Origin of the sequence: Agarivorans sp. QJM3NY_33 (assembly GCF_050870865.2) — a bacterium.
In the GTDB taxonomy this organism is placed as follows: domain Bacteria; phylum Pseudomonadota; class Gammaproteobacteria; order Enterobacterales; family Celerinatantimonadaceae; genus Agarivorans.
Genome location: NZ_CP194039.2, coordinates 4,039,805 through 4,060,338 on the forward strand (window position 1 = coordinate 4,039,805; position 20,534 = coordinate 4,060,338).

Consider the following 20,534-nt stretch of genomic DNA (forward strand, 5'->3'; position numbering starts at 1 on the left):
ACACCCGCAAAGACCTCTCCGACTTGGCCCTTGTAAGACCGTAAGCAGGGTGGATGTCTAATCTATCTATCTAATCTATCTAATCTACCTCAGGTGGCTAACTATCTTGCCTCCCTATTAGTCCATATCCTTAAATGTGCAAACAGGCTCACCAATCGTTGATTTGGTAAGTGGAATACGACAATCCAAGTAATAAGAGATTAAATCTAAGGTCACTTCAAGACTCTGAGCTGCAAATGTTGGAGAAAGGTAGTCTACAGCCGCAACATCTTTCCTTACGTCTACGGTATTACCTAGTTGATCGGTGAAGTCACATAGAGTTTTAGAAACATTTGCATTTTCTAGCCGCAGAGTGATACATGGCTGCTCCTCTGTGTTGTATCTCGTGTAAGTCACTGTTTCGCTACCGACAATACCAACAACTTCGTCCCTCGCTTGAAAAGACTTACTGTCTTGTGTGCAAGCCGAGCCAGAAAACAATACTAAGCTAAGCGTTATAGTTTTTAATAAGTGTTTCATGGCGTAACCTGAGCTGGTGAAATATTAGAAATTGAATAGGCAAATTTGCTTCGAGCTTTAAATCGCTCGTAAGGTACTGAAGTCCATTTAGAGCGGTCATTAAATAACAACTTCAAGGCTGGCATGTCCCCTTGAGCTAAAGGTTTTTGTAGAAATTTACGTGTTGTACCCGAATAATCTCCCCGATACGTTAAATCAATAAATAGCTCTAATAAAGAACCAGGCAAAGCACCCCAATTAACAAAGCCATAAGCCGCAACCGTATCAGCTTTTTTGCATATACGCAGTACTGTTTTTTCCTTCTCCCCATATACAATATTAAACAGTGCCAATTGAGTTTTTGGGCTAACTTCAAAGTCTAAAAGATCGTTGGCAATGACGAAGTCTTTCGCTGCCTTTCCTTTTAACCTGGCACCAGCTGCTACTTTCATCGCCTCTGTAGAGCCAATGCCTGCTTTCATCAGCTGGGAAGCGACTAAACTAGACGACTTATCTTTCATGTCATACCCTCGGCCTATTGTTAAGCCAGAGTTGGAACTGGGAACATGAAGTAATCGGCTATGGAATAGTCCGCCTTCGTGTCCTTCAGCCACCCAAGTTAATAAACCTTTTTTAGGCGCTGTAAGCGATTGAACTGTAAAACCTGTTTTAAGGTGCTCAACCAATTTCTTAAAAGTGCCTCCACCTACAGAAACCAATCTGTCAGGCTTAGCCATTCGTACAACTTTTTTCTGAAATTCTTCCAACAATCCCAAAGTTGCAGCATCAACACTGCCATTCATTGGTAACACAGCTTTTTTAGTATTTCGTGCGTATGAATTTAACAACGCTTTGATCAGATAAACATCAGCGGAAGAATTTTTGCCTCGCTCTCCCACAGAGCCATTCATTAGTAACGAAATCAAGAGTTATTCCTAAGCATTTTATTAACAGCTGGTATACTGACAAAATACTTATTAGCATTGACGCAGTCAACAACAATTTAATCAAGTAATAAAAACATCAGACAAAACCAAACAAGCAGAAAAAAGCGAAGCATCGCTGCTTCGCTTTCTATCATAAAACACTAAAAGGTTTTGGTGATCTGAAATGAAGTTGGCCGAAAGAACTTTACCCCCAACGCGGATGAAATCAGTTTAGATAATTCATCAACCAACATCGCTTCACTTTTTCGGCTGATGAACAGGTACAGAGCCTTCCTTCCCATCCTGAGCGCTAAAAAATGCTTCTTTCAATAAGCGCGTCTTATCCACTCTACGCTTACCAACAACAACGCTTAACGGCCTTTGGTCTCGGCAAGCTTTTGCGTTACTCACCTCAAAGCATCAAGCTCTTCTGTTCGATTATAAAATTTGCAATAAACTAGACACCCATTCTAAAAACAAAAATCTTTCACACTCTTGATAGCCAAGATTACCTTTTAAATCCCATCATCTTCGCCGAGTAGCGCAAATGAATAAGGGATTAAAGTTGAAGTCTGTTTGAGCGTAGTGTTTACTTCAACGCCCTTGTGAGTGAGCAACGGAGGATCTAAGAAAATGCTGGGTGGCCTTTCTAAGCTTTAGCCAAGCAAGCTTAGTATATCGCCGTCAGGGCGAAACCCTCACGAACAGATCTATCCAAAACTAAATGATAAAAACGAGACTAACAGCTCCCCAAAAAAATAAGCGAACTCATTTTGGGTCAGAAACGAGTTACCAACAAAAAAGCGAACACAATATCAATTGCGCTCGCTTTCATCTGATTTCAACCTGAAGCTAGTTTCCTACTTCAATTGCAGTTTCCAACTATAATTCCGCAGTTTCCTACTTCAATTGACGTGATCATGTGATCATCTACTCCTGGTACGCTTCCATCGGCAAGCAGGCACAGAACAAATTCCGGTCGCCATATACATCGTCGATACGATTGACCGTTGGCCAGAACTTGTTTTGCTTCACTGCCGCGCTAGGGAATACCGCCAGCTCGCGGCTGTAGCAGTGTGGCCATTCGGCATCGGTAATGTCATCCAAGGTATGTGGTGCAAATACCAGCGGGTTGTCTTGCAGCGTCCACTCTCCGGTTTCTACCTTGGCTATTTCACCGCGAATGGCTAACATTGCGTCAACAAAACGGTCAATTTCGGCTAGCGATTCTGATTCAGTTGGCTCAACCATCAGCGTACCCGCAACTGGGAAACTCATGGTAGGTGCGTGGAAGCCGTAGTCGTTGAGGCGTTTGGCCACGTCCATTTCGGTGATACCAGTCGCTTCTTTAAGGGGCCGCATATCAATAATACATTCGTGCGCAACCCAGCCATTTTTACCGCTATATAAGATAGGAAAGGCTTGACTTAAACGGCTGGCAAGATAGTTCGCGTTTAAGATGGCAATCTCTGAGGATTGACGTAAGCCTTGGTTGCCCAACATGGCCACGTACATCCAGCTAATCGGCAAAATAGACGCGCTACCGTAAGGAGCTGCCGCAACGGCCGCATTGGCATGACTAACTTTACCATTGCTCACAACCCTGTGGCCTGCCACGAACGGTGCTAAATGCGCTTTCACCCCAATCGGGCCCATACCGGGGCCGCCACCACCATGCGGAATGGCAAAGGTTTTATGTAGATTAAGGTGGCTTACATCTGAGCCAATCGAGCCTGGTGAAGTTAACCCAACTTGGGCGTTCATATTGGCGCCATCCATATATACCTGACCACCGTTGTCATGAATAATGTCACAAATTTCTTTAATCGATTCTTCATAAACGCCATGGGTACTTGGATAGGTAATCATGATGCAAGATAACTGCTCGGCTAGCTCGCTGGCTTTACTACGCAGGTCACCCATATCTACATTACCCAGTTTATCACAGGCAACCACCACCACTTTTAAGCCCGCCATATGGGCCGAGGCTGGATTGGTTCCATGGGCCGAACTGGGGATTAAACAAATATTACGGTGATGATCACCACGGCTGGCGTGATATTTTTGAATCGCTAACAAACCTGCATATTCACCTTGCGCACCCGAGTTTGGTTGCATACAAATTGAATCGTAACCAGTGATGTTAACTAACCAATCTTCTAGTTGGCTAATCATGGCATGGTAGCCCTGCGCCTGTTCACTTGGGCAGAAAGGGTGCATGCTGGAGAATTCTGGCCAAGTCACTGGGATCATCTCGGCAGTTGCGTTGAGTTTCATCGTGCATGAACCCAGCGAAATCATCGAGTGATTAAGCGCCAAATCTTTACTCTCTAACTTGCGAATATAGCGCAATACATCGGTTTCACTGCGGTAACGATTAAAAACCTCGTGATCTAAAATTGGCGTATCGCGTAACAAGGTTTGTGGAATGCAAGTCTCCCCCTTCACAACCACATCTAAACGCGCCGCATCCAAGCCGTGGCCTTCGCCCAACAATACGCTGAATAGATCATTCACATCGGCAGCGGTCGTGGTTTCATCAAGGCTTAAAGCAACTCGGCCCTCCAGATCCATGCGCAAGTTAATGCCCAAGGCTTCACTGCGGGCTTTAATTAACTGTTTATCGGCCACCGGAATACACAGCGTATCAAAATACTGAGCATGCTCAGGGCTGAGACCTTTAGCCTCGAGGCCGTGAGCTAAAATAGCCGTTAAACGATGGATCCGTTGGGCTATGGTGCGCAGGCCATCAGGGCCATGGAACACCGCGTAGAATGAAGCCATATTGGCGAGTAAGACCTGCGCGGTACAAATGTTTGAGTTAGCTTTTTCACGGCGAATGTGTTGCTCTCGGGTTTGCAGCGCCATGCGCAACGCAGGCTTGCCTCGGCGATCTTTAGAAACCCCAATAATTCGTCCGGGAAGCGAGCGTTTATAGGCATCACGGGTGGCAAAAAATGCCGCATGCGGGCCACCGTAACCCATGGGTACGCCAAAGCGTTGAGCACAACCCAGCACCACGTCAGCCCCCATCGCGCCAGGTGATTTAAGCATCACCAAGGCCATAATATCGGCGGCCACTGCAACAATGCCCTTATCAGCGTGAACTTGCCCGATCAGCTCGCTTAAGTCACGCACTCGACCACTGGTGCCTGGATATTGCAGCAGCGCACCAAATATATTGTGTTCCACTACACTTTCGGCGGGACCAACTTCAGTATCGAAACCGAAGAAATCGGCTCGCTCTTGAACTACGTCGATAGTTTGCGGATGCACATCATCGGCAATGAAAAATAAATTAGATTTTTTGTTTTTAGACACCCGCTTCGCTAACGCCATCGCTTCGGCAGCAGCAGTGGCTTCGTCGAGTAATGAAGCACTGGCTAACTCCATCCCTGTGAGGTCGAGGCTTAACTGCTGAAAATTGAGTAACGCTTCTAAACGGCCTTGAGCAATCTCGGGCTGATAAGGCGTATAAGCGGTATACCAACCAGGATTTTCAAATACATTACGCAAAATCACATGCGGCACATGGGTATTGTGATACCCCATCCCGATGTAGCTACGATACAGCTTATTTTGCTTGGCTAAGTCACGCAGGGCACTTAAAGCCTGCTGTTCAGTTTGGCTCTCTCCAATGTTTAGACCTTGGCTAAGGCGAATCTGCGCCGGCACCGTCTGCTCGATCAGTTGTTCAACCGAATTTAGCCCTAGTTGCTGCAACATGGTGGCCACTTCGGCTTGGTCGGGGCCTATGTGGCGGCGAATGAAGTCTTGGTTTTGCTCTAATTCATTTAACGGCAAAGACGGGTTCATTGAAGTATTCCTGTATAACTGAAATAAAGTGCGTTTGCGTTTAGTGGTATTTAAATTCTTTTAGATAAAAAAAGCGCCCCGACTAGCGGAGCGCATCATTTACCTGATTTTATTCATCTTCTTCGATGGTCAAGGCGTAGTCTTCGGCCGACATTAATTCGTCAAGCTCGCTTGAGTCGCTGCATTTCACTTTGAACATCCAACCGTCGCCGTAAGCATCACTGTTCACCAATTCTGGCGAGTCTTCTAAATCTTCGTTAATTGCCACAACTTCACCACTGATTGGCGCGTAAATATCAGAAGCCGCTTTCACCGACTCGGCAACCGCACAATCGTCTCCCGCATCAATATCGTCACCCACGTCGGGCAAATCAACAAAGACCATATCACCCAAAAGTTCTTGAGCATGCTCACTAATACCAATAGTGTAAACACCCTCACCTTCATCACGAACCCACTCATGGGTGCTTGCGTAGCGTAAATCGGCTGGGATAGTAGCCATAATTCTTTTCCTCTAGGTTGCTAATTTAAGGGTTAATTCAAAGTAAAAATCAGTGCTCAGCGAAGCTAAACTTTGGCGCCATTACGTACAAATACAGGTTTTACTACTTTCACTTTAACCTGTTTTTTGCGCATTTCCACTAAGGCTTCATCAACCTCACAATTGGCGATCCGTGCTAAAGCAATACTGACGCCTAAAGTCGGCGAAAATGTACCGCTAGTGATCACCCCAGGGAGCGCTTCGCCAAATTCGTTGACCACCGTCACTTGTTGCCCGGCACGCATTACGCCTTTGCTTTCCATCAACAAACCAACCAGCTTATCGCTGCCTTCGATTCGTTGCGCTTCTAATGCTGCGCGGCCAATAAAATCCCGGTCTTCTGGTTGCCAAGCAATGGTCCAAGCCATATTCGCGGCTAACGGCGAAATGCTCTCGTCCATATCCTGACCATATAGATTCATGCCTGCTTCTAGACGCAAGGTATCGCGCGCACCCAAACCGCAAGGTTTCACGCCTTGTGCTTGCAGCGCCTTCCAAAGAGAAACCGCTTTATCTTGTGGTACCACAATTTCGTAGCCTTGCTCACCGGTATAACCAGTGGTGGCAATAAATAAATCACCGGCTTGCACTCCAAAGAAAGGCTTCATACCTTCTACAGCAAGGTTTTGCTCGTTATCCAATACCGCCGCGGTGAGTTGCTTGGCTTGCGGGCCTTGCACTGCAATCATCGCCAGCTCTGGTCGCTCAATAATACTCACTTGATAGTCGGCCGCTTGTTGATTGATCCAAGCCAGATCTTTTTCACGAGTGGCTGAATTCACCACTAAACGGTAGTCGGTTTCACTGAAATAATAGGTAATGAGGTCGTCAATAACCCCCCCTTCATGGTTCAGCATTCCACCATATAAGGCCTTGCCTTTCACGGTGAGCTTAGCCACGTCATTGGCCAACAGTTTACGTAGAAAGGCTTGTGCTTGTTGACCCTGAATATCAACAATAGTCATGTGTGATACATCAAACATGCCTGCGGTTTGGCGCACCGCATGATGCTCTTCAATTTGCGAGCCGTAGTTGATAGGCATTTCCCAGCCATGAAAATCAACTAATTTTGCACCTGCATCGAGATGCGCTTGGTGAAGAACCGTTTGCTGTGTCATCTGCTATTCTCTTTATCATAAGGTAGAGAAGGAAAAACCCTTCTGCCAATGCAGAACGATTATAGCGACAACGATGCGACTGTAAAATGACAATCCCAAATAGAGCTAATAGATAAGTTGAACAATTCACTTACATAAGCACAACAAGACGCTGACAACAAACCTGTCAAAACGCCAAAAAACAGTATTAATAGCTAGTATTTCTGGGTAAGCATCGAACTTAACGCCAATTTAAACTGAGAAAATCAATTTTCTCCACCATATTTATTTTTCACCCCACCCCACCATTGATTAGATAAACTAATCCACTTTAAAAAATTGAATAAAAATATTTCAACAATTAACGTTCAAAAAACCAGCAGCGCAGCGCCTGATTGACAAGTAAAGCTTAAAATAAATGAGTTTGCTAAGACTAAGCCGTAAAACGGCAAGATGAAACCGAGCGCAAATGAGCTCAACATGGCGCTGCGCAGGAGACTGCGATTCAACCAAAGAAGCGAGCAGTTACACTAAAAGCCGATAGCAAACAGCCAGCTCGTTGAGTCGACTCTTTCAAGCTGAATTTTTTCACAAAAGGTCGCGGTAAACTTTCCAAGGCTTCGCATCAAATGGTCCTACACAAACAAGACCGTATTTCACAAAACAAAAACCAGTTATTCGATGGATAGCTTATTAATCTCATGATAGAGAAAATCAATTAAAGCTCTGGCTGCCCGAGACAAACTGCTACGGTTTGGGTATACCAGCCAACCAGTGCTAACAATCGAATTGGTCTCGGGTAACAAATGAACTAAGAGCCCCTCCTCTACCTCAGGCTTTACCAGATGATTCGGTTGACACACCACGCCTTGGTGTTTAATACAAGCATGAGTCACCAAGGCGATATCATTCACAATCAGTCGCCCCTTCGCTTCAAAAAACTTTCCCTTAGATAAAGGAAATTGTTTTGCCAATTTACCATTTGGCATCCGCTGGATAATAAATTGGTGCTGCTTCAATTCTTCTTCACTGCGCGGATGACCGTACTTTGTTAAGTATTCAGGGCTGGCGTAATAACCCATGGAGATGGTTTGCAACGCACGCGCCATTAAACTCGAATCTTCCAAACGATCACCAATGCGCAGTGCAACATCGATATTATGCTCAATTAAATTTCGCTCATCGGCGCTAGTGATAATCTCCAGATGCACCTTAGGATGAAGCTCCATGAATTCAAAAATAATATTTTCAAATACACTGATACCGGGTAGCGGTAGTAACTGCAAACGCAAATGACCACTCAATTCATAGGACTCGTGCACCATGTCTTCAATCGTTGATTCAAGCTCAATAATGATCGGCTTGGTCCGCTGATAAAACTGCCGTCCATTCTCAGATAACGCAATCGAGCGCTGATGGCGATGAAATAGTTTCACCTTTAATTCAGTTTCAAGATTTTTTAGTCGACGGCTAAGATTAGATTTCGGTAAATCAAGCAACTCTGAGGCTTTGGTTAAATTTCCCGAATCCACAATAAAGTGAAATAACTTAATGTCTTCTGTTTTCATGGCGGTATTTTCTCTCGCGTCTAATAACAATTGCAGCTAGAAGCCCTGTAGCTCTAGATGAGCCTAACACTTAAGTTTCACATTTCAGAACACAAAGTTACAAATAGTCATGTTTTTTGTAAAAGATAAACTCTCTATACTCGGCTTTTATTATATAAAACAGATCTCAAGGAAAAATATGTTCAATCACACTCCTTATCAGATTGTCATGGCGGTATTTATATCCACTTTGATTTCCGGATGCGACTTTTCAGCCCAAGCAGAAACCAAAGCCATAGTGAAACCGCGCCCGGTTAAATTAATCGATATTGACCAATCGATCCCGCCAAAGCAACGCAGTTTTCCAGGCAAAGTCTATGCGAGCCAACAGGCTGAGTTGGCGTTTCGAATTAGCGGCGAGTTAACTCAGCTTAATTTAATTGAAGGGCAAAAGGTTCAGCAAGGCGAAGTGCTCTCGCAATTAGACAAACGTGATGCAAGTAACGCGCTGCTCAATGCTGAAGCAAATTTTGAACTGGCTCAAGCCGACTTTAAACGAAAGAAAGCTTTGTTAACCCGCAAACTGATTTCGCCCGCCGACGTTGACAGTGCGAGTGCCAGTTTAAAATCGGCCGACGCTAACTTACGTAGTAGCCGCGACCAGCTGGCCTATACCACGATATATGCGCCATTTTCTGGTGTAGTTGCCAAGGTACATACCGACAACTATCAAATGGTTCAGCCAAATCAAGCGATTGTGACACTGCAAAACACCGATACTTTCGAGCTAAAAATTCAGCTTCCAGAATCCATGTTACTCAGTTTACAAAACCATGCGGCGCTGGAGCAAATTCAAGCCTATGCGCAGTTCGACAACTTACTTGGTGGACAAGCCATTCCGGTCCACTATAAAGAACACAGTAGCCTTGCCTCGCAAGGGACTCAAACCTATGAAACGACCTTTACCCTTAAGGCGCCAGAGCAAATGCGTCTGATACCCGGCATGAGTACTTCGGTCGCGATTAACATGCCTGCGGCTTCTGCTGAAAGCAACCCAATTGCTATTTTACCGCTCACGGCGCTGGTTCGCGATAGCGATACAATTACTCAAGCCGCTGAAGGCCAACCATTAAGCGCTTCGGTTTGGGTTTACCAGCCCGATGCACAATCACTTAAACTGACTCCAGTGTTACTCGGGAAAATTCGCGCCGATGGCATTGAGATCTTATCTGGTCTCAATCAAGGTGACCGAGTGGTTGCCAGCGGAGTCAACGCGCTCACAGGTAAAGAGTTAATCAAACCACTGCATTGGGTTAGAGGAGTTTAACCATGAATGCAGCACTCTATAGTATTAACCATAAAGTGATCAGCTGGATGGTGGTCGTGTTGATGTTGGTCGGAGGGGTGATCTCGTTCACTGGTTTAGGTCAACTCGAGCAACCCGAATTTACCATCAAAACGGCATTGGTGATCACCAATTATCCCGGTGCCAGTGCCGAACAAGTGGAAGAAGAAGTCACGCTGCCACTAGAGGATGCACTACAGCAAATGGCACAGATCAAACATGTGTCTTCAATTAACAGCGCAGGGCTGTCGCAAATTGAAGTCGAGATGAATGATCAATATGACAAAAATAGCTTACCGCAAGTCTGGGATGAATTACGCCGAAAAATTAGTGATACTCAAGGCAAGATGCCTCCCGGAGTCGGTTCGCCATTAATTATTGACGACTTTTCCGATGTGTATGGTTATTTGCTAAATCTAACCGGTGAAGGCTACAGCTATCGAGACTTAGACAACTACAGTAACCTGCTACGTCGCGAACTGGTTCTCTCTCCCGGGGTGAAAAAGGTATCGGTAGTCGGTGTCCCACAAGAGCAAGTTGTAGTCGAAATTAGCCAACAAAAACTGAGTGCATTGGGTCTCGAACCCGACTATATCTACGGTTTATTGCAGACCCAAAATGTAGTGTCTAACGCCGGTGAAATGCTGATTGACAATAACCGAGTCCGGATCCACCCCACCGGTGAATTGGCCGATATCTCTGAAATGAAAAACATTTTGGTGAGCCCACCAAGCAGTGACAACCTGATCTATTTAGGCGACATCGCAAATATTTATCGCGCCACCACCGAGACTCCGAGTCAGCTTTATCATGATAATGGCGAGAAGGCTTTATCCATGGGGATCTCTTACTCCTCAGGGGTAAACGTGGTCGACATCTCAAAGTCAATGAACGCCAAACTAGAATCCCTTAAATCTGAAATGCCGATCGGAATGAAGATTAATGTGATTTATGATCAAGGTAAGATTGTCGATAAGGCCGTTAGCGGATTTATTGTTAACCTTGCGCAATCGGTTGGCATTGTGATCATCGTATTACTCGTCTTTATGGGCCTAAGATCGGGTATTTTGATGGGTGCGGTGCTGGTCATTACCATCCTTGGCACGTTCATAGTGATGAATGTAATGCACATTCAGTTACAAAATATTTCCTTAGGGGCTCTCATTATTGCCTTAGGGATGTTAGTTGATAATGCCATAGTGGTGACCGAAGGGGTCATTATTGGCATTAAAAAAGGCTTAAGCCGTACCGAAGCTGCCGCTGCGATTGTTAAGCAAACCCAATGGCCATTGCTCGGTGCTACCGTTATCGCAATTATGGCTTTTGCGCCAATCGGACTCTCCTCCGATGCCACTGGCGAATTCTGTGCCTCATTGTTCCAGGTATTGCTGATTTCTTTATCGATCAGTTGGGTGATGGCTATCACCATTACCCCCTTCTTTTGTTATCTGTTGTTTAAGGATGGCGATCAAGACAGCGCCGAGCAAGAACCTTATAGCGGCTTAATTTTTAACGTTTATCGTCGCATTCTTAATGCTGCTATGCACAATCGAATCATTAGCATACTTCTGGTTCTCGCAATGTTAGGAGCAGCCGTTGTAGGTATGAGTAAAGTGAAGAATGTCTTTTTTCCTGCCTCTACCACTCCCATTTTTATGGTAGATATCTGGATGCCTGAAGGCACCGATATTCTTGGCACCGAAAAATTTGTAAGCGGCATCGAGCAGGACTTAATCAAAGACAAAGCCAAAACGAGCGACCAGCGAGGCATTGTGAATATCACCTCGGTGATCGGTCAAGGTGCACAGCGTTATGCCTTAACTTATCAACCAGAGAAAGGCTACGCCGCCTACGCGCAATTGATCGTCGAGATGCAAGATTTACAGAGTCTTTCGGCCTATTTGCCTTGGCTGCAACACAAATTAAGAGAAGACTATCCGGAAGCCAAATACCGGGTTAAATTGATCGAAAATGGTCCTTCTCCAGCAGCTAAAATAGAAGCTCGCTTCTATGGTGATGATCCCGTGGTACTGCGTCAATTAGCGGAGCAGGCGGTGATCATTTTTCAAAATGAGCCCTCAGCCGATAATATTCGAAATACTTGGCGCAACCAGCAGTTGTTAGTTCGCCCGCAAATGGATCTGGCTCGCTCACGTGAAATTGGAATTAGTAAACAAGACCTAGATGCGGCCTTGCTGCGTAACTTCGATAGCCAAAACATTGGAACCTATCGCGATGGCTCGCACCTGCTGCCAATTGTGGCGCGCGCTCCTGCAGCCGAGCGAAAAAATGCCAATAGTTTAAACGAGCTACAAGTTTGGAGTTCTAAATACCAAAGTTTTGTGCCGATTACCCAGTTGGTCTCTAGCTTCGACAGCGAATGGGAAGATCCGATTATCATGCGTCGAGACCGAAAACGCTTGATCACGATATTAGCCGACCCCGCCATTGGTAGTGGTCAAACCGCTGATTCATTGTTACGAAAAGTACGCGATAAAGTGGAAGCTATCCCCTTGCCAGACGGCTATAAATTAGAATGGGGAGGCGAATTTGAAACCTCTTCTGAAGCCCAGCAAGGGATCGCAGGTTCCATCCCAATGGGTTACTTGGCGATGTTCTTACTTACGGTGCTGCTATTTAACTCGATTAAGCAACCCTTAATTATTTGGTTAACCGTACCGCTAGCAGTGATTGGTGTGGCCTTTGGTCTATTGGCTCTAGACGCACCTCTCAGCTTCATGGCGATTTTGGGGATGCTCAGTTTAAGTGGGATGATCATCAAAAACAGTATTGTTTTAGTCGACCAAATTAATCTGGAACTCGAAGAAGGCCAAAGCCCCTATGAGGCTGTTTATCACTCGTCAGTGAGCCGGGTTCGGCCAGTAGGAATGGCAGCATTAACCACCATGCTAGGGATGATTCCCTTACTGTCAGATCCCTTCTTTCAATCGATGGCGGTCACCATTGTGTTTGGTTTAGGTTTTGCCACGGTATTAACACTGGTGGTACTCCCTGTGATTTATACCCTGATATATCGCATCAAAGTACCAAAAACCAGTTAATTCATTCGCAGTCATTTGGCCTCAGCCTTCTGAGGCCAAATCGAAGCAACAACCTCTAGCAGGGTGGCGGTATTACTCGAATAAGCCGCGACTTAAGGAACCATGAAATGAGTTTTAAAATAAAATCCTTACTCTTAGGTAGCTTGCTCGGCATAAGTGCCTTTCAAGTATCAGCCGATGATTTACTACAAATTTACCAACTTGCTCAAGAGAAAGATCCGGTGATTTTGCAGAGTAAAGCACAGCGTGACATTGCTTTTGAACAAATCAGCGAAAGCAAGGCCTCACTATTACCTCAAATTGGGTTTAGCGCGGGGGCGACTTATACCGATACCGACAATCAAGCTATCGATAGCATCAGCAATAGTTCAGCCTCGGTTTCTTTGAGCCAATCACTCTATTCACAGAGTAATTGGACCAATTTAAGTATTGCTGAAAAAAATGCTTCGCAGGCCGATGTCAGCTACCAAAGCGAACAACAAAACTTAATCATTCGAGTAAGTAAGGCTTACTTTGCGGTGTTACGTGCCATGGACAATCTCAACTTTGTGGCTGCCACCAAAACCGCGGTAGGGCGACAACTAGAGCAAACCAAGCAACGCTTTAAGGTTGGCTTAACCGCGATTACCGACGTGCATGAAGCACAAGCTGAGTACGACCGGACCCTTGCGGAAGAAATTCAAGCGAATAACGACTTATCCAATAGCTACGAGGCACTGCGCGAATTGACCGGCGTTCAGGCCCGTCAATTAAAGATACTCAATACCGAACGTTTTGAGCCTCGGGAATTGAGCCACAACGTCGATTATTGGCTCTCCACGGCGGGTGAGCATAACTTAACGCTGAATGCCCAACGCATCGCGCAACAGATCGCTAAACAGCAGATCAAACTCGCCCAAACCGGCCATCAACCTAGCTTAAATTTGACCGCGGGGATCGGCTATGAAAAGAATCAATATGGTAACGATAGCTACAACACCCTCAACGGGGGAGACACAAATAGCGGTAATATCGGTTTAGAATTTAGCTGGCCACTATATTCCGGAGGCAGTATTAACTCTCAAGTGAAGCAGGCTCAACTCAGTTATATTGAATCATCGGAAGCCCTAGAGCAGAGCTACCGCTCGGTACAAAGTTCGATCCATTCACTGGTCAATAATGTCACTTCTAGTATCGGTTCTGTAACAGCCTATCAGCAAACAGTTGTGTCTTCAAAAAGTGCCTTAGATGCCACCGAAGCGGGGTTTGAAGTGGGCTCTCGCACCATTGTTGATGTACAAGATGCAACCCGCAATCTGTATTCAGCAATGAATCAACTGGCCAACGCCCGTTACGATTACATCCTAAACATGTTGGAACTAAAACAAACCGCTGGCAACTTAAGCCAAGATGACTTAGCCCTGATTAATGCAGGGTTAATGAAAAGTCTGTAACTATCGATGCCAGTTTTTGCAGCGACTGCTGGCATCGATATAACAGAGCGCTTTCCTTGGTGAAAACTAGGAAAGATCCTCCTTGAAGTTGTTATGTAACTTCACCATCCAGTAGCCTTCCCTACTGGATTTTTTTTGCGTGAAACGCTGTTTCAGGGCGTGCCTCTCATTGGGTAACAATCATCAATAAGACCTCACTTTTGCACGACGAGGTAAATCACCTTCCAGACCTAAGGCGCGGCGCATCGCTTGTTGCTTTAAGGGCTCAGCCTTATCCAACAAATTCATCCCTAGTCCACGCACTAACTTAAGCGGCGCAAGGTTATTACCAAATAGTCGCTTAAAAAACTCCATCGAGGCAATCATTTGCGTGGCTTCGCTCTTCCGCCAGCGTTCAAAGTGACGTAAATTAGCATAATCCGATAGCGATTTGCCTGTCGCCTGCAAGGCCAATATATCCTCCGCCAAAGCGGCTGCATCCATCAAGCCTAAATTCACCCCCTGACCCGCTAAAGGATGAATGGTATGGGCCGCATCGCCAATTAAAGCGAAACCTTGACCCGCAAAGTCTCGCGCATAACGCATTCGCAATGGAAAGGCCGCTATCTCGCCAACCCGTTCACACAACCCCAAACGAGCGTCGAAAGCGATGCTCAATTGTCGATTAAATTCGAGCTCTGGTAGGGCTTGTAGCTCGGCAGCTCGATCCGGCGATACCGACCAAACGATGGAACAATGATCGGCTTCTGCCAAAGGTAAAAAGGCTAAAGGCCCTTCCTGACTAAAGATTTGTCGCGCACAATTTTGATGGGGCATTTCGGTTTTAATCGTCGCAACAATCGCAGTGTGTTGATAATCCCAATAGGTGAGTGGAATATCGAGTTGTTGACGTAACCAGGAATTTGCACCATCGGCAGCCACCAGCAACTTACAACTTAAACTTTGGTCGTTGTCAAAACTAAGCCAAGACTCAGTTTCGCCTCGATGCAACTTTTCAACTGAAGATTCGATGATCGCAACATTACTTTGGCTACACACTTGCTGCCATAAAGCATAACGAATCACCTCATTTTCAACGATATGGCCGATTTGAGGCAGCATCACTTGTTTGGCTTGAAAACGGATCTTAGCAAAACTGTCACGTTCCCACACTTGCATATCGTGATAAGGTGCCAAGCGCTGAGCCACAATTTCATCCCAAGCACCGAGTGATTCAAGCAAGCGTTGTGAGGATAAACTGAGCGCACTGACTCGTAAACTATAGTTAGCTAAATCGGGGGACTGCGCAGGGGAAGGCTCCACAATGGCGATCCGGAGTGGACTGTCGGCCAAGGCTCGCGCCAAAGCCAAACCCACCATACCACCCCCAATAATCGCTATATCTACCGCTTGCATATTGCCCTTCCTAGAATCAAATTAAGTTGCTGTTTGGCCAGTGCGAATCCACCAGCGAAATGCCCATGCTGACTAGCCTAAAACAAACCTAGACTTTGCTTGGCTAATACTGCTTTAAGATCCGGTAATAAGCGCATTGCCATCAAACCCAGATTACGCGGGATCACCATGCTTTTATCATCACCAGCAAACAGACTCGCCAACGACGAAGTCATCAAAATGGTACGCTCTATATCGGCTTGTCGTGATTGTTGATAAGCATCTAATAACGCATGCCCACCTATGTCTTTGCCCTGCTGCCAGTGTTGTTCAATCAAAGTCGCTAAGCAAGCGACATCACGTAGGCCCAGATTAAAGCCCTGCCCTGCAATTGGGTGCAAACTATGCGCCGCATTGCCCAACAATAATAAACGATGGTTAAATAGACGAGGATAATAACGCAGTACTAAAGGATAGGCATAACGCTTTCCTAGGCCGATAAAACGTCCGGCTCGATAGCCAAAAGCTCGCTGTAGCGCGGCTAAAAAATCGGCTTCGGCTAAATTTTGTAAGCGTTGCGCCTCTGCAGCACTAACACTCCACACCACCGACCAACGATGGCCATTCATCGGTAGCAAAGCCAAGGGACCGTCAATGGTGAAACGCTCAAAAGCTCGACCAGCAGGCGCTTGCTCGGCCTCAACGTTGGCAATCACAGCATACTTGGCAAAGTCATGTAGCTGTTGTTGTAAGCCTCCTTGCAAGGCCACCTGCGAATCAGCGCCATCGGCACCAATCAGTAAACGAGCAGTAAGGCTTTGCTGATCGTCCAGAGTAATCCGCACTTGTTGCTGCTGTTGCTCCAATTTCACCAGTTTACTCGGGCAAAATAGACGAACCGAACGCTCGGCTAATAAACGATGAAACTCACGTCCGGCATGCTCCAGTTCGATCACTTGGCCTAGGGCTGACAAGTGATATTCATCGGCGTCCAACTTGGTCCAGCCGCAATGGCCACGATCCGAGACGTGAATATGCTCAATGGCGCAGGCATAGGGCGCCAAAGGTGCCCATAAATCTTGTTCTCGTAACCATTGCTCAGAGCCAGCCGATAAGGCTATCGCACGACCATCAAAGCCAGGATGCTGCCCAAAATTCAGCGGCGCCGCTTCGATTAACGCTATTTTCAGCGGTTTATCTTGCTGAGACTGCGACAAGGCTAAAGCCAGACTAGCCCCAGCCATGCCCGCACCAACAATCACAATATCAAACGCTTGCAGAGGCTTATCCATCTATTGAATCGCTCCTAACTCGCGGCCATCAAGGCTTCAATCTCAGCCACCGTTTTCGGCGCAGCAGCCGTTAATACTTCGCAACCCGTGGCGGTAATGACCACATTATCTTCGATACGGATCCCCATGCCTCGATAGGCTTCAGGAACCTCTGCATCAAGCGGAATATAAAGGCCGGGCTCAATGGTGAAGACCATATTCTCAGCCAATGGACGACTACGCTTGCTATCGTGATAATCTCCCACATCGTGTACATCTAAGCCCAGCCAGTGGCCCACACCATGCATGTAATATTCTTTATAAGCTTCTTGTTCAATTAAATCGGTGACGTCACCCTGCATGATCCCAAGTTCTACCATGCCAGCAACCATGATCTGCAATACTTGCTGATTCGCTTCAAACAACGAAACCCCAGGCTTGAGCATCTCGATGGCAGCCAGCTCTGCGGCTAAAACAATATTGTATAACTTAGCTTGCTCACGACTAAACTGACCATTCACCGGAAAAGTTCGAGTAATGTCGCCCGCATAACCTTGATATTCGGCCCCGGCATCAATCAACACTAGGTCGCCAGCTTGCAGCTGACTTTCGTTCTCGGTGTAGTGCAAAATACAGGCATTCTCGCCGCTACCAACTATCGTGCCGTAAGCTGGTGAGCGTGCTCCGGCCATTAAAAACTGATGATGAATTTCAGCTTCCAATTGGTATTCCCACATCCCCGGTTGGCAGCTTCGCATCGCGCGGCAATGACCTTCGGCCGATATCGTTCCCGCCTTGCGCATCAATACCAGTTCTTCTGACGACTTAAACAAGCGCATCTCATCCACTATGGGACGCCAATCTTCAATTTGCTTTGGCGCCTGCCAACCTTGGCGTAAACCAAGGCGTAAGCGCTCGATGGCCGCAAATATCTGCTGGTCGTAAGCGGGATAACGCCCCTGAGCCATATAAACCTTACTTAAACCATCCAGCTCAAGATGCAGGTACTCGGTGAGATCTTCAATGGCAAAGGCTTTATCTACAGCCAATGTCAGCAAGGCCTGCTCTTGACCCAAACGACGTCCCTGCCATACTTCTGCAAGCTTATCTTTGCGTCGATTAAATAACACGGTGCGGGTTTCGCCCGCTTGCTTAATCAACAGCAATAGAGCTTTGGGTTCGTTAAAACCAAGAAAATAGAAAAAATCACTATCTTGACGAAAGGGATATTCGGTATCACGACTGCGTACTTGCTCTTCTGCAGCAACAAAAATCGCGACACTATTATCGGACATGGCAGCAAATAACTGCTGACGACGTTGTATAAACACAGCAACTCCTTGGCTTGGGAAATGATTAATGCAAAGTTGGACTTTGTTGGTCAGAAGCACTCGCCGTTAAATGCGCAAAAATAGTAATCGCACCAATCCGCACATATTCCACAACCTGGAATAAGGCTTGCTCATTTTCTTCTTCATCATCTTCTAAATCCGATGACAACTGGCTGATTTCGGTAAAATCTTTAACCAACTCTTGAATATCTGCGGCTAACTTATTGAGTTCGCTTTGCACCACGCCAAAGCCGACTAAAAAGCTTTGTACCCATTGTGCCAAAGCTTCGGTTCGATCTTCCACCAAGGCTTCCTCATCGGGTAACAATAACTGGAAACCCAATAAGCTATCGCTCATGCCTGCGTAAGTGGCCTCCATCACCTGAGTAAGTTGTTTTTTCAGATCAACGGGTAAACCCTGACCATCGTTGATCAGCATATTCATTTGACTTAACCAGTCGCCATCGGTCGGTAAACCAGCGGCTAACATGCCGCTTAAGATGCCGTGCGCTTCTGCAGGGCTAATCAATATTTTTGAAGACAGTAGCAACTCAGCTAAGTCTTCGTAGTCTGGATAAACTATTCTAGTCACGTGGAATACCTATAAGTATTGGATCCGCTCATCCTAACATTGGACAAGCCTCGTCGTCATGTTATTGACTCACATCACAGGTAAAATCACTATTTTTGTAAGGTCCGTTTGAGTTGTTGACGACGGACTCTCACCCGCTCGATATATTGCTCACGAAATAATTTGATCAGCATCGTTTCTTGCTGACGAACGAAGCGAGCAGGCAGATAGCTCGTTTTGCTAAATTGCAAACACAACTGCGGGTAAGGATCTCGCTGATTTTCAATCTTTCGGGAGATACGCGCCTGAAATGAGTGTTCATAGCCTTGGGGGCCATACAACAGGCTAAACTCGGCAAACTGTTGTTGAAGCTCCTTTGGCAAATAATCGACAATCTGACTAAAGTCTTGATGGAAAATAAGCCGACCAAGCAATACTTGCCTTGAGATTGGCAAGGGTTCAGCCGTAGTGCGCCACTGGGTACGAAAGCCGCCTTCCGATACATCTAACACTGGAAAAACATGCTTAGCCAGCTGCACCATTGGCATCAATTGACCAATATGAGCCAATTTTTCAGCCGAAACTACGCCATCAATAAAATTTCCGCGGGCCGCTTTAGCATTCACCATTTTGATGAATAACTGGATTAGCCGTACTGGATAAACAACCCGATAGGAACCACGACGTTCCTTTGCTGCAATGCCTGTTTGCGTCATTAAACCAAATTTCCTATGCCGAGTATGTTTAGCGATGCGGACACAAAAGCGCAAGCCGATCGATAATCAAGCCAATGGTCGCCAATAAAACCACGATGTTCAAGCCTAAGCCCACGCTTTATGCCGCAAACAATCTAGATTTGTTTAGCTTTAGAGCAAATTGCTGGTAAATACTCCAGCTTGCCCCTTACTGGGGCGACAACGGTTGCAAGTTAAGCCGCAGCGCTATATATTCAGCGAATAATAGAGTTTAGCTAAGGCAAATCATGGCTCAGGGCGTAGACATAATATTGTTAGGTAAGAGCTATCGGGTGGCTTGCCCGGAAGGTGAAGAAGATAAACTTCGCCAAGCCGCCGACGAATTATCTCAACGCTTACAAACGCTGAAAGAGAAGAGCCGAGTCAGCAGCACCGAGCACTTAGCGATTATGGTCGGCTTGCACCTCGCTTATGAGTTACATAACGAGCAAGCTAAAAATCAAAATTACGCCGATAACATGAATCAGCGAATTAAGGACTTACAATATACCATCGAGCGCGCTTTATTAGAACAAAGCCTGCCCGCTGGCGAGGTCGACGAAAGCAGTTAGCGCACTAACTGAAGTTTGACTAGAGTTAGATAAAAGAGTTTAGTTTTCCTGGGGTGTTTGCCAGTTGGTGATGTCCCTGAGCCGATAATTGTATCTTAAGGGTGATTTTTTTCTGCTTTTGAGCATGCTCAGCCCGACTGAGAAGCCTACGGTATGAAATTTATTTCCCGCCTTGAACCTCATGGTTCAAGGGCTAAAATCAACAGCGGCATCCCGGGTTCTTATTGCTAAAGCGTGACTTAATGTCACCTTCGCTTGTTTTCTTGTGGCTTGTAACACTCCCAAACCGAGCGAGCTTTGATTCATTCATCACCACCTGCAACACTTTATCGCCATTAAACCCACTTTAGCGCAAGCCCTATCGATACTCATTTCGACTGATTATGCTCACTGGCACCAACTTCTTGTACGCAGGA

Annotated in this window: 15 protein-coding genes and 1 other RNA gene; 5 read left to right on the forward strand and 11 right to left on the reverse strand. The window is 46.1% G+C overall.

All coding sequences use genetic code 11. From position 1 onward, the window contains the following. Positions 1-117: 117 nt before the first annotated feature. From ACRRSY_RS18120 to ACRRSY_RS18145, 6 genes are all read right to left on the reverse strand, one after another. A complete protein-coding gene (locus ACRRSY_RS18120; protein WP_432463770.1) occupies positions 118-519 on the reverse strand; it encodes a hypothetical protein in 402 nt (133 codons plus the stop codon). Beyond that, complete coding sequence (locus ACRRSY_RS18125) at positions 516-1,424, reverse strand: hypothetical protein (protein WP_432463771.1); 909 nt, start codon at positions 1,422-1,424, stop codon at positions 516-518. Before ACRRSY_RS18125 ends, ACRRSY_RS18120 begins: the two co-directional genes overlap by 4 nt. A 930-nt stretch (positions 1,425-2,354) precedes the next feature. Further along, complete coding sequence (gcvP, locus tag ACRRSY_RS18130; RefSeq protein ID WP_432451852.1) at positions 2,355-5,240, reverse strand: aminomethyl-transferring glycine dehydrogenase; 2,886 nt, start codon at positions 5,238-5,240, stop codon at positions 2,355-2,357. Positions 5,241-5,349: 109 nt separating this feature from the next. Then, entirely contained in the window at positions 5,350-5,742 is a 393-nt protein-coding gene (gcvH, locus tag ACRRSY_RS18135) for a glycine cleavage system protein GcvH (protein WP_432451851.1), read from the reverse strand. A 65-nt stretch (positions 5,743-5,807) separates the two neighbouring features. After that, positions 5,808-6,899 (reverse strand): glycine cleavage system aminomethyltransferase GcvT, encoded by a 1,092-nt coding sequence (gene gcvT, locus ACRRSY_RS18140; protein WP_432451850.1) that lies wholly within the window; start codon positions 6,897-6,899, stop codon positions 5,808-5,810. A 653-nt stretch (positions 6,900-7,552) separates the two neighbouring features. Next, entirely contained in the window at positions 7,553-8,446 is an 894-nt protein-coding gene (locus tag ACRRSY_RS18145) for a LysR family transcriptional regulator (RefSeq protein ID WP_432460058.1), read from the reverse strand. 178 nt (positions 8,447-8,624) lie between these two features. Here ACRRSY_RS18145 and ACRRSY_RS18150 point away from each other — a divergent pair, with 178 nt between their 5' ends. The 3 genes from ACRRSY_RS18150 to tolC all read left to right on the forward strand — a co-directional run bounded on the left by ACRRSY_RS18150 (position 8,625) and on the right by tolC (position 14,265). Next, complete coding sequence (locus ACRRSY_RS18150; RefSeq protein ID WP_432460059.1) at positions 8,625-9,752, forward strand: efflux RND transporter periplasmic adaptor subunit; 1,128 nt, start codon at positions 8,625-8,627, stop codon at positions 9,750-9,752. Positions 9,753-9,754: 2 nt separating this feature from the next. Beyond that, a complete protein-coding gene (locus ACRRSY_RS18155) occupies positions 9,755-12,832 on the forward strand; it encodes an efflux RND transporter permease subunit (RefSeq protein ID WP_432460060.1) in 3,078 nt (1,025 codons plus the stop codon). A 107-nt stretch (positions 12,833-12,939) separates the two neighbouring features. After that, positions 12,940-14,265 carry an outer membrane channel protein TolC gene (gene tolC, locus ACRRSY_RS18160; protein WP_432451846.1) on the forward strand — a complete coding sequence of 442 codons (1,326 nt, stop codon included), beginning with the start codon at positions 12,940-12,942 and terminating at the stop codon, positions 14,263-14,265. A gap of 183 nt (positions 14,266-14,448) precedes the next feature. On the opposite strand, the gene ACRRSY_RS18165 is transcribed toward tolC, so the two are convergent. The 5 genes from ACRRSY_RS18165 to ACRRSY_RS18185 all read right to left on the reverse strand — a co-directional run bounded on the left by ACRRSY_RS18165 (position 14,449) and on the right by ACRRSY_RS18185 (position 19,528). Next, entirely contained in the window at positions 14,449-15,660 is a 1,212-nt protein-coding gene (locus ACRRSY_RS18165) for an FAD-dependent monooxygenase (protein WP_432463772.1), read from the reverse strand. Positions 15,661-15,737: 77 nt separating this feature from the next. Beyond that, entirely contained in the window at positions 15,738-16,931 is a 1,194-nt protein-coding gene (ubiH, locus tag ACRRSY_RS18170) for a 2-octaprenyl-6-methoxyphenyl hydroxylase (protein ID WP_432460063.1), read from the reverse strand. Positions 16,932-16,945: 14 nt separating this feature from the next. Then, positions 16,946-18,241, reverse strand: coding sequence for a Xaa-Pro aminopeptidase (pepP, locus tag ACRRSY_RS18175; protein WP_432460064.1), 1,296 nt, complete (start codon positions 18,239-18,241; stop codon positions 16,946-16,948). A gap of 25 nt (positions 18,242-18,266) precedes the next feature. After that, the gene (locus ACRRSY_RS18180; protein WP_432451842.1) at positions 18,267-18,833 is read right to left on the reverse strand and encodes a UPF0149 family protein; all 567 of its coding nucleotides are present in this window, start codon (positions 18,831-18,833) and stop codon (positions 18,267-18,269) included. An 89-nt stretch (positions 18,834-18,922) separates the two neighbouring features. Further along, positions 18,923-19,528: a hypothetical protein gene (locus ACRRSY_RS18185; RefSeq protein ID WP_432451841.1), complete on the reverse strand. Its 606-nt coding sequence runs from the start codon at positions 19,526-19,528 to the stop codon at positions 18,923-18,925. Positions 19,529-19,794: 266 nt separating this feature from the next. Here ACRRSY_RS18185 and zapA point away from each other — a divergent pair, with 266 nt between their 5' ends. Together zapA and ssrS are read left to right on the forward strand one after the other, a co-directional pair. Next, positions 19,795-20,118, forward strand: a complete 324-nt coding sequence (gene zapA / locus ACRRSY_RS18190; RefSeq protein ID WP_432451840.1) for a cell division protein ZapA — start codon at positions 19,795-19,797, stop codon at positions 20,116-20,118. 42 nt (positions 20,119-20,160) lie between these two features. Further along, a non-coding RNA gene (ssrS, locus tag ACRRSY_RS18195) (6S RNA) lies at positions 20,161-20,342 on the forward strand. Positions 20,343-20,534: the final 192 nt, after the last annotated feature.